The organism is Paraburkholderia sp. BR13439, from assembly GCF_040948805.1.
GTDB lineage: Bacteria > Pseudomonadota > Gammaproteobacteria > Burkholderiales > Burkholderiaceae > Paraburkholderia > Paraburkholderia youngii.
Genome location: NZ_JBFPKN010000043.1, coordinates 22,032 through 31,798 on the forward strand (window position 1 = coordinate 22,032; position 9,767 = coordinate 31,798).

The window sequence follows — 9,767 nt, forward strand, 5'->3', positions numbered from 1 at the left end:
GGTGCGCAGCCGTCTGTTCGACGCGCTATCGTTGCTGCTCCCGGCCGGCGAGATATTCTTCGTTGCAACGCTCGAGCAGTGGCTTCGCGAAGCCGGGGAGTCGGTCCCTCCCGGCCTGCGCGAGGACGTCGCCCGATTTATGCGCGAGGAGCGCGCGCATCGGCGGGCCCATGAGCGCTACAACGCCGCGCTGCTCGCCCGCACGCCGGCCGCCGGCGCCGCGGCGGAGCGAGCCCGCCGCGCAGCGGACGAACTGGCCTGTCTGAGCCTGCCGCTGAAGCTCGCGCTCGTAGCCGCGTTCGAGCACCTCACCACTCTGCTCGCACGAGAGATTCTCGAGCGGCGCTACCTCATGGTGGACGATGCGTCGCCACAGAGCCGCCTGTGGCGCTGGCATGCGCGTGAGGAGCTCGATCACAGTCACGTCGCGATGGAAGTGGCCGCGCTCCAAGGCGTAGGCCGCATGCAGCGCGCGCTCGCTTTGTGTCTCGCGTCTGGCTACCTTGTGCTCGACGGCCTGCGCGCCACGCGCGCCTTGTGCCGCTGCGACATCGCCGCCGGGGTCCGACGCCGGCGCGTGCTCGCTGACGCGTGTGCGCTGGCGGTAGGCAGCCTGCCCTCGCTCGGCCGCATGGCGCCGCGCTGGCTGCAGTATCTCGTCCGGCCTCCCGGCGGCCCGCGGCGAGCCGCCTGAAACGAAATTCCTCGTCACTATCCGCCCACCGGAATGCCTATGACACGTTTCGATTTCTCGCTCGCCACCCAAGCAGACGACGCGCAACTGCGTGAGCGCATGGCCCACGACTGGATACAGGGCGCCGCCGCGATCAGCCTGCGGCGCGAGCCGTCGTACTTCGACGCTTGCAGGCTGCAAGGCGACTCCGTCCAGGTGCTCACGGGCCGCGAGCGCGCTAGCGGCCGCATCGTCGTCATGGGCAGCCGCTGCATCACGACCACTTTTGTGAACGGCAGGCCTGAGCGCACGGCCCATCTCGCCGATCTCCGCATCCATCCGGACTACCGCAGCGGAACGCTGCTCGCGCGCACCTACCGGTATCTGCGCACGCTGCACGAGGCCGATCCGCTGCCGTGCTTCACGCTGATCTACGACGACAACGCCACCGCGCTGAACAGCCTCGTCGGCGGCCGAGCCGGGCTGCCGACCTACCTGCCGCGCGGGCGGCTTGTCGCACCGGCCATCCACCTCGCAAAGTGCCGGCCCGAATTGACGGTTTCCGGGGTGGAGCTGCGGCGCGCGCGGCCCGACGAATTGCCGGCGATCGTCGAGTTTCTGAATCGGCATCGGGCCGACCATCTTTGGGCGCCGGTTCTCAGCATCGACGATTTCCGCCCGGGCGGGCGCTGCGGCACCCTCCAGGCGAAGGACTTCTTCCTGGCGCTGCGCCAAGGCCGCGTATGCGCGACGTTGGCCACGTGGGATCAATCCAGCCTGCGCCAGGCGCACGTCGAGCGCTATGCGAGCCCTACCGCCTGGCTGCGTCCCGGCTTACAACCTCATGGCCCGTCTGCGGGGACTGCCGCGGCTGCCGACGCCGGGCAAGGCGTTGCCGTATCTTTATCTCGCCTTCATCGCCGTCGAAGACGACTCGGCCATATTGTTTCGCGCGCTGCTGCGTCACGTCCACAACGCGCTATGCTGCGGACGCTGGCTGTACGCGCTGGCCGCATTGCACGAGAGCGATCCGCTGTCGGACTGCTTTGCCGACTATCACGTTACGTCGTCGCTGGTGCGCCTGTACGAAGTCGACTACGGCGGCGCAATCGGCAGCGAGCCCGGGCAAACAGGGAACGTCCGCGCGGGCGTGGAGTTTGCACTGACCTGAGACGCGCTCAGCGAACAGCTTCGCGCCGTTGTGCTCAGCTTCGCGGCTGGCAGAACGGCGAGCGGCCACGGTGGATACCATGCAGGCCTAAATCATGACTTTCGGTGGCCACGAAAACACGCCATGTCAGGCATCCCCCGATTCAAGGTCTTGCCCCCCACGCGCGGGGGAGCCCCGAGCACTCCAACGCATGTCGAAGGTACTTCGACGCATGCAGGTGGTGCTTCACCGGCAACCCAGATTGCGCTTCCTCCGATTCGCCCTCGTCAAAACCCCGACAGGCATCCAGATCGCTCGCGCCATGCCGCGGTGCTCGATGGCGATCGCTCCAGAGCGACGCCCAGCGTCCCCGTCTCGCAACTCTTTCCGTCGGCCAGGACAACGGCGGCATCCGAGCCGACCGGGAAGAATCGCCTCGGCCAATTGTTCGACACGAAGAAGGTGCTGAATCCCCCCGCCCTGCGGCTCGAAGGCGAGTGGGAAGACGTCGCCCCCCAAATCTGCGAAGAATGGGTCAAGAGCCAGGCTGCGCACGCGGCTGACAAGGTGTCTGTCATGGGATTGGCGAAGATGAAGGCGCTGACCTATGAGCTGACGCATGTCGACAAGAAAGATCGCAGGCTGTTGCCGAAACGTCTCCAGAGAGAGGACGAGAAGTCCTCGATGCAGAAGGTCCGCGAGCGGAGCACCGGAAAGCAGGAGGCCGTGGAAGTGGATTGCACGGAACAGGACTACGTCGATGCCATGGTGCGCGCCTTCCTCGAGGCGGTCGGCGAGGATCCCGACAAGGTGATGGCCAGCTTCAGGAATACGGGCGTCGGTGCGCTCCACCGCCAGCATGCGGTATTCGCATCCCAAGGCAATGGCGCGTTCAGCGCGGCGCAGAACTTCACCCCCGATTTGACAGCCAAGGTCGTCCTCGCGGCCGTTCAGATCGCGACGAGCGCCGTTGTCGCCAAGACCTCGCTGGACTCGGGCCGCAGGCGCTTCCGCAATGCCGCTACCGAGGAAATCATGGCGCTCGGGCGTGCGGACGCGTCTCCGACCGCCAAGACCGGGCCGGGTCTGCTCCGGTCCGTGATCCCGCTGCGAGAACTGGGTGGCGCGCAAAAGACTCTGCGGGAGATCGAGCAAGCGCTCGACGATATTCAGACAGCCGTCGACGCTCAGCAAAGCCCGAAGGCCATACAGGAAGCCAGGGATCGGTTGGAGATAGCCTTTGCGAAGTACTGCTACCTGTCTGACTTGAAGTCGCGGTACAAGGCAGCCAGGGAAATGGTGAAGGTCGAATGGCACGGTAACAAGCGTTACCTTCGAACCAGCTATGCTTCGGCCGCACTCGCTTTTGGCACCGGACTCCTCGGAACCTTGACACCCATCGCCGTATCCGCGGCGGCCACGGGCGGAGTAAGCGCAGCGGCCATTCCGCTCGGCTTCGCGCTCTACGTCGGATACCAGTTGAGCCAAGGCCCAAGCAAGGACGGCGAAGCCAAGGCAAACCGGGCCATCGTTGCGCTGGGCAAGTCCGCCGACCTGCTCGACGGTGATGTCATGGCGCTGCAGCGCGATCGTGCGCAGGCCTATTCGGCCTATCGCAAGGCGAGAAAATCGGCTCGCTTCAAGACCAGCTCCGAGCGGGCCGCCCTCGAGTCGACGGCCGAGAAGGAGCTGCTCGAGGAATTGCACAAGATCACGGCGCGCGACAAGCCCGACCAAAATCAAAAGTTTCAGCCAGCCGACAACTGGAACGACTATACGGAATATGAGGCGACGAAAAAGAAGATCCACGAATCGATCCGAGCTGAACCTTGGAAGATCGACGACCTGCACGAGGAACTCGCGCGGGAGGAGGCGAAATTCGAGGCCAGGCATGCGGCGCATTTCAATCGCAAAACCGTCACCGACGCCTGGAAGACGCCGCTGCGCATTCGCCTGGACGGGGCGCGCAAGCGCCTCGCGGGCGATGTCGCGCGATTGCAGCGCCTGCTGATCGAGAGCAAGAAGCAAGCGCGCCTGGAAGAAGAGGGGAAGAAGTTGCGCCGCCCAGGATGGCAGGAAGCGAACCAGGCCAGGCAGGAACGCCTGATGAAGCATCTCACTTCCAACTTGGTGGACCTGCTCAATCTTGAATTGGCGATGTCTCGTATGCAGTACGTTGTCTCCGAATCAGGAAAAGCTTCCGCAGCGTCGGCGGCGCCCGCCATGAAGAAGCCAATGGAGCAAGCCATGAGGGAGGGGATGGATCCGGCCGTGAGGGACGCGATGAAGCAGGCTCGAGAAGCATTGGCTTCCATCAGGAATCCTCACGTGCGCGCCCTTTTTTGCGGTGACGGCAGGACCCAGGTGGACGAGCTGACGAAAGCCAGAGAACTGGTTGACGGAGAGAAAGAACGTTACACCTACACCAACGCCGGCGCAGCAGCATTGGGAATCTTGTTGACCAACGTTGCCGCACCGGTTACGGGCCTCGCAGTGAACATCGCCAAACTCGACCTGGCGGCTCACGGCATCCACCGCACCTTCGAATTCGGCGACAAGAACATTTTTAACCTTTTCTTCACGAACAGCATCGCCCCGCTCACCGCTCCGTATAACGCCGCAGACCGCACGCCTCATCAGAAAGCGCAAAGGACAAGGATAGCCGCCGCGACGGCTCGGTCCAAGGAAGATCGAATCGACCTCGCGTTCCCGATGCCCGAACTAGGCTCAGGCGTACTGAGCGACAACCATCCGGCCGTCGTGAACCTGATCGACAACCTCACCAGGCTTTCGGGTGTGCCCGACACAATCGCAATAGATGTTCCGCGATCCATGGCCCGATCACCCGAGGACGGTACCCGCGTCAAGACGGACTTGACCACCACGACTGGCTACCAGAAGGAGCGGGCCAAATCGGCATCGATCGGTCAAAAAATGGCTCGCGGGAAGGAACAGGCTGGTGTCTTTTTCCAGGAGGTCGCTACGGCGGCGGGTGCCGTCATAGTGGAACCTGCGGCGGTATTACTGCCGCCTGGTCGGCTCAAGCGGAGCCGTGCCCCGCTCAAGAAGATGAACGAGCTTGACGCCAGTGTGCGCGCGGAGCTCGCAAAAAAAGCGCCCCAACCCTCAGCGATTCCACAAGCTCGCGGGCGACAAACGTCCGACTCAGCCCAGCCGCCAGATCGCCCTGCGCGCAAGCCCGCTCGAGGCACGCGCGGGGGCGGCCGCCGGTAAACGGCGTGATCTGGGCGACCGCACTCAAAGCCATGCCGCGCAGACTAACCGAAACGATCCATTTCGAGATGCGGGCAGGAGGCTTCGCGCATCTCGTATGGGGTTCCAAACCGACGCAGTATCTGGAAACCGGAGACGTGGGCGGCATCTATCCGACGAAGGATTGATACCGTCCGAGTGCATCAGAAAGTTTCTCTGCAATATCTGTTGCGCTAGCGCCAGAGATACGCAAGAAATCCGACAGGTGAAGCGGTTGCCCGTTGACCAGCGTTTTTCCTTGCGAAGTCCTGTGGGATAGGTTCAAAGTGTAGGTTGTCACCCAAGGGTGCTCTCTTGCCAGAAAACGAGTTTAACAACACGGCCGCCGCTTGACAGCGATCGCCGTTGGCGAAGTAACCTCATAAAATGCGAAGCCAGTGGGAGGCTAAAAATCACCCTCCGAATCGGATTGAACTTGCGCGAGCAACCATGCCGCCAACTCCTCCGGGACATCGACGCGCTCATTTTTCAACGCTTCCTGGAACACTTGAGCGTTATATCCGAAATCGTAGTCGCGGTGAGATTGCAACACATACTCCGGGGGAATTGACTTTGTCGCTCTGTAGGCATGTCCTGAAGACTTGCTATCCGGATCGGGTTGCATATCGAAATTAGAGGCGTCCGGAATCAGGACTCGCACGATTGCTTTCTTTCCGTCGTTAGCACCCGCATACTGCCGCGCCACCTCCTTGTCCCCAGTCAGGTAGTGACCTTGCCTTGCCCGCTTCAGGCGCTTCTTCGGCATAGACTGCTCGCCATATCGCCTGAGATAGGCGTCCGTCGCACCACTTGATTTGCGGTCCACATCGAAACCGTACTCCTTAATCGACTTGGCGCTACTCGGACAAGTTCCGTGGTACTTGCGGGCCTGCTTGTACGCGCGCTCCGCGTCGGGCAGCAGGTGATGGATGTCATCATCCGATATAAGCGAAACGTTGCGGGCAGGCGCTGCCAATTTCACCTTCGGCGCACGTGGCTGTTGTACCTTTCCGCCGCCTTGCTTGTCCCTTTCTGAGAACGCTTCCAAAAGACCGAAATGAGCCGCTCCACCGGGTCGCGAAGGGCCCTCTTCCTTAGGCAAACTGCCGTTGGTTTGCGCGGCTTTGTTTTGGATGCCAAATTTCTCGCCATCAAAAATCGTCGGGAGCGTCGATCTATAAACAGGTTTCATGGTGTTTCCGGCCAACCGGCCCTCTAACTATCCGCTCGATCCGCAGCGGTACGGGTACGCGTCCACTTCGCCGCGGACATATCCTCATTCCCAGCCACAGGCCCCAGACGCTGTTTTGCGTGAATTCCGGGACGCCGGGTGGCACCACGAGTAGCCTTTGAAGGACGATTTCGCTGCTGGAATTATCAGCGATGTTGCCTCGTCGCCCGCTCAATACCCCGAATTGCCGCATAGGACAGCGAACATCCGGAATCGCATCGAAGACTGCCGCATACGGCCGATTGCCAATGTCTCGGCTGTCGCCTTCGCGAATCGATCGGCCGATTCGCCTGCGGAGGCATCGATGCTGCCGCCCGGTCAGATAATCTGTGTCTTGCTATCCATTGATCGAGCAACGAGCAAATCACTAAGCAGTCCCATGGAGTAATAGATGAGGACGAGTGGAATCTCCCATTTACCCGGACGGCTGACGGCGTTTGCCCCGGTTACGCTCTTCGGTCCGGTGGTTATGGCGCTAGAGTACGGCGAGAGGCGCAACGAACGTTGGCTTGATGGGATCTTGAACTGCGTTTTCATACCCTTGGAAAGGATGAATCGGATACAAGCGGTTGAGGACGTGATATTGCCGCCCCCTCGCTATGAAGATGTAAAAAAAGATCCATTGATATCATCGAGTCCCCAAGTTGGCCACTCCGGAGAGAGCGCCGACTGAATGGGCTGAGGCGCGGTCGCGCGCCTCGAAATCAGACAGGTGCGCCGTCGACTTACGCGGATCCGAGCCGGCCCCATGCCGAATGACCGTTTCGACTAGCCGCCCCAGCCGTGGTGCTCTCGCCACTCATGTTCATGCCACTCGTGCTCTCTCCATTCGTGGCGGCGCCACTCATGCTCGCGCCATTCGCGTTCGCGCCAGCCGTCGTGATCCCAATCGTGCACCACCACGGGCCCCGGGCCACCATAAACGACAGGCGACGGCACGTACGCAGGCGGCGTTGCCGTGATGACGGGAATGCCGACTCCGAGGTCGAGATCGACATGCGCGGACGCCGCCGTCGAGGCCGCCAATACTGCCAAGCCGAGTGCCAAACCGATAACCTTTTTCATTTCGCTTCTCCTAGTTCGTTCAGCAATAAACCAACGATGAACATGGCTCGGAGTGTAGAAGGCTCGGTCATGCACAGGTGAAACGGCACTGCGAAATAGGTAACGCGGCATTACCGATCGCCTGACGTCTCTTGAGCCAAGCTCGGCACGGAACCGTCCAATTCAAGAACATCGTCCATGACGCGAAGCGATATTTCGAATTCCGAAGCATGCGCAATAAAACCGGCCGGCCAACTGTTATCTTGCCGTGTTTCCGAATCTTTTTACGAGGAGCCGACAGCGATGAATCCGCCGCAACGCGCGCAGCCCTGCATGGCTGCCCGGCTCATGCTCGCCGCCGCCCTGCCCTTTTGCGCGCGCGTCAGCATCGCGGCAGCGGCCACGGGATCGCATCTGATGCTGATCCCGCAAACGCCGGTAGGGCTGATTCGCGGAACATCGATGTTCGTTGTGGATGCACCCGTTGCATTACTGCCCGGTGACCTGCTCACCACCGATACGCGGCATGGCACGGTCCAGTTGGAGGCCATCGACGCTCCCTTCTTGAGCGCATCAATCAAGCGAGCTTCGATCGTTGTCCACGCCACCATCGTGGAGACCGAATTGTTCGTCAAGACCGGCGAAGGCGTGGTGTTCGAGCCGGAAGCTCATCCAGCATCCATTGCTTTGAGCGACGACTTCTACATCCGACGCAAACCCGGTGCGCAACCCGAACAAGAGCCGCGTCCGCCCGGTGGATTCGTCAGCCAGTTGCCGGTCGCATTTCGCGACCCGCTCGCCCCGCTGCCGGGACGAACACCCGCGCCCGATGCGCCGCTTTCCCAGGCTCAAGACGTGACTTACGCCGACATCGCCGACTGGCTGAACAGCCCATTGCCGATGCGTCGGACGTTCGTCCATCGCTTTCGCACGCTGGCGCAGCAAGATCCGTTTCGCTGCTCGATCCGACGGAATTTGGCCGATTTGCCGGAATGGCGCCCCGTGCTCTACCCGCCCCCACTCCCAAGGCCGCATTGGTCGAATCGGCAATGCGCCGACAAGGAAAACTCATGAGACTGTCGTTGAGCGTCAAATTGAATCTCATGTTCGTCGCGATCTTCGCGATAGGCTTCGTGTCGGCCGGCTGGCTCGCACGCGATCAGTTGCAACGCACCGCGGTGGAAGAAACGTTGCAGAACGCACGCGTGCTTATGGCATCGGCCAGCGCCGCGCAAAGCTACACTGCGGAGCAGATCACGCCGCTGCTGCAGACGCAGATGAAGTACGGCTTCGTATCGCAGTCCGTACCGGCGTACTCCGCCGTCGAAATGTTGACGATGCTGCAGAAGGATCTCCCGAACTATGCCTATCGTTCGACCATGCTCGACCCGACCAATCCGCGCGATCGGCCGACGCAGTGGGAAGCGGACGTGATCCAGAAGTTGCACGACAAACCCGAACTCAGCGAGCTGGTTCAGACGCGGGACACACCGAGCGGCCCGACGCTTCAAATCGGGCGCCCGATCCGAATCGACGATGCCGCCTGCATGGAATGCCACAGCACGCCGTCCAGGGCGCCGAAAACGCTGATCGACAAATACGGCCCGAACAACGGCTTCAATTGGCAGATGCACCAAGTGATCGGCGCGGACTTCGTTTCGGTGCCGATGACGGTCGCCCTCGCGCGCGCAGATGACCTGCTCCGAACCTTCATGCTGTCGCTTGCGGTGGTGTTCGGGTCGCTGCTGCTTGCGTTGAATATCATGATCCACCTGCTGGTCACTCGCCGTGTACGCGCACTCTCGCGAGCGGCGGACGAGATCAGCCTCGGCAAGCTCGACGGCCCGGATTTCGGCTCGCGCGGCAACGACGAAATCGACTCGCTGGCCGTGTCGTTCGGCCGGATGAAAACGAGCCTTGTCGAAGCGTTCAGGATGATCGACTCCCACGGCACAGACGCCGAAGTCGAGTGAATTGCATGCGTTTAGCAGAGGACAAGCCAGATATGAACGAGCAACTGATGAAGCGTCGAACCCGCGGCGTAACGATGTGGACGCCCGCCTCCTTGTCCGCGACCACGCCGGACTCGGAATCGCCAGCCAGGGATGTCGTCGCGCTCGGGCGTTCGGGGCGCGGCGTGAGGATCTGGTCGAGCGATGTCCTTCTCGTCGGCGGGGGGGCGAGCGGCGATGTCGATCTGGAGCCTTCGGTTTTCGAGCCGCTTGCTCTCGAGCAACGCGTCGCGCCGGCGCCGCCGGCCGTGCTCGACGAACTCGACTTCGCACGGGCACTAGCAGGCTGTTGAAATACCTCCCGCACACGTCATCCAGGCGGGAGGGGTAAACGTTGAAACAAAGAATCGGACAACACTGAGACTGAAGCGATGCGCGGAGCGGACGGCTATACCGAGTCGATGT

The 9,767-nt window shown here is 61.8% G+C and carries 9 protein-coding genes; 7 read left to right on the forward strand and 2 right to left on the reverse strand.

Annotated elements, in window-relative coordinates:
- Position 1: 1 nt before the first annotated feature.
- From AB3X96_RS39840 to AB3X96_RS39855, 4 genes are all read left to right on the forward strand, one after another.
- Positions 2–694 carry a metal-dependent hydrolase gene (locus AB3X96_RS39840; RefSeq protein WP_368594085.1) on the forward strand — a complete coding sequence of 231 codons (693 nt, stop codon included), beginning with the start codon at positions 2–4 and terminating at the stop codon, positions 692–694.
- 39 nt (positions 695–733) lie between these two features.
- The gene (locus tag AB3X96_RS39845; RefSeq protein WP_368594077.1) at positions 734–1,942 is read left to right on the forward strand and encodes a hypothetical protein; all 1,209 of its coding nucleotides are present in this window, start codon (positions 734–736) and stop codon (positions 1,940–1,942) included.
- A 325-nt stretch (positions 1,943–2,267) separates the two neighbouring features.
- A complete protein-coding gene (locus tag AB3X96_RS39850; protein WP_368594078.1) occupies positions 2,268–5,057 on the forward strand; it encodes a hypothetical protein in 2,790 nt (929 codons plus the stop codon).
- Between the two features lie 32 nt (positions 5,058–5,089).
- On the forward strand, positions 5,090–5,224 hold the full coding sequence (locus tag AB3X96_RS39855; RefSeq protein ID WP_368594079.1) for a hypothetical protein: 135 nt from the start codon (positions 5,090–5,092) through the stop codon (positions 5,222–5,224).
- A 257-nt stretch (positions 5,225–5,481) separates the two neighbouring features.
- On the opposite strand, the gene AB3X96_RS39860 is transcribed toward AB3X96_RS39855, so the two are convergent.
- Both AB3X96_RS39860 and AB3X96_RS39865 read right to left on the reverse strand, forming a co-directional pair.
- Entirely contained in the window at positions 5,482–6,267 is a 786-nt protein-coding gene (locus tag AB3X96_RS39860; protein ID WP_368594080.1) for a hypothetical protein, read from the reverse strand.
- A gap of 807 nt (positions 6,268–7,074) precedes the next feature.
- Positions 7,075–7,371, reverse strand: coding sequence for a hypothetical protein (locus AB3X96_RS39865; protein ID WP_368594081.1), 297 nt, complete (start codon positions 7,369–7,371; stop codon positions 7,075–7,077).
- Between the two features lie 282 nt (positions 7,372–7,653).
- On the opposite strand from AB3X96_RS39865, the gene AB3X96_RS39870 reads away from it, so the two are divergent.
- From AB3X96_RS39870 to AB3X96_RS39880, 3 genes are read left to right on the forward strand one after another with little or no spacing between them, the layout of a single operon-like run.
- Positions 7,654–8,424, forward strand: a complete 771-nt coding sequence (locus AB3X96_RS39870) for a hypothetical protein (RefSeq protein ID WP_368594082.1) — start codon at positions 7,654–7,656, stop codon at positions 8,422–8,424.
- Positions 8,421–9,323, forward strand: a complete 903-nt coding sequence (locus AB3X96_RS39875) for a DUF3365 domain-containing protein (RefSeq protein WP_368594083.1) — start codon at positions 8,421–8,423, stop codon at positions 9,321–9,323. The genes AB3X96_RS39870 and AB3X96_RS39875 overlap by 4 nt, the downstream gene beginning before the upstream one ends.
- 47 nt (positions 9,324–9,370) lie before the next feature.
- Positions 9,371–9,655 carry a hypothetical protein gene (locus tag AB3X96_RS39880; RefSeq protein ID WP_368594084.1) on the forward strand — a complete coding sequence of 95 codons (285 nt, stop codon included), beginning with the start codon at positions 9,371–9,373 and terminating at the stop codon, positions 9,653–9,655.
- Positions 9,656–9,767: the final 112 nt, after the last annotated feature.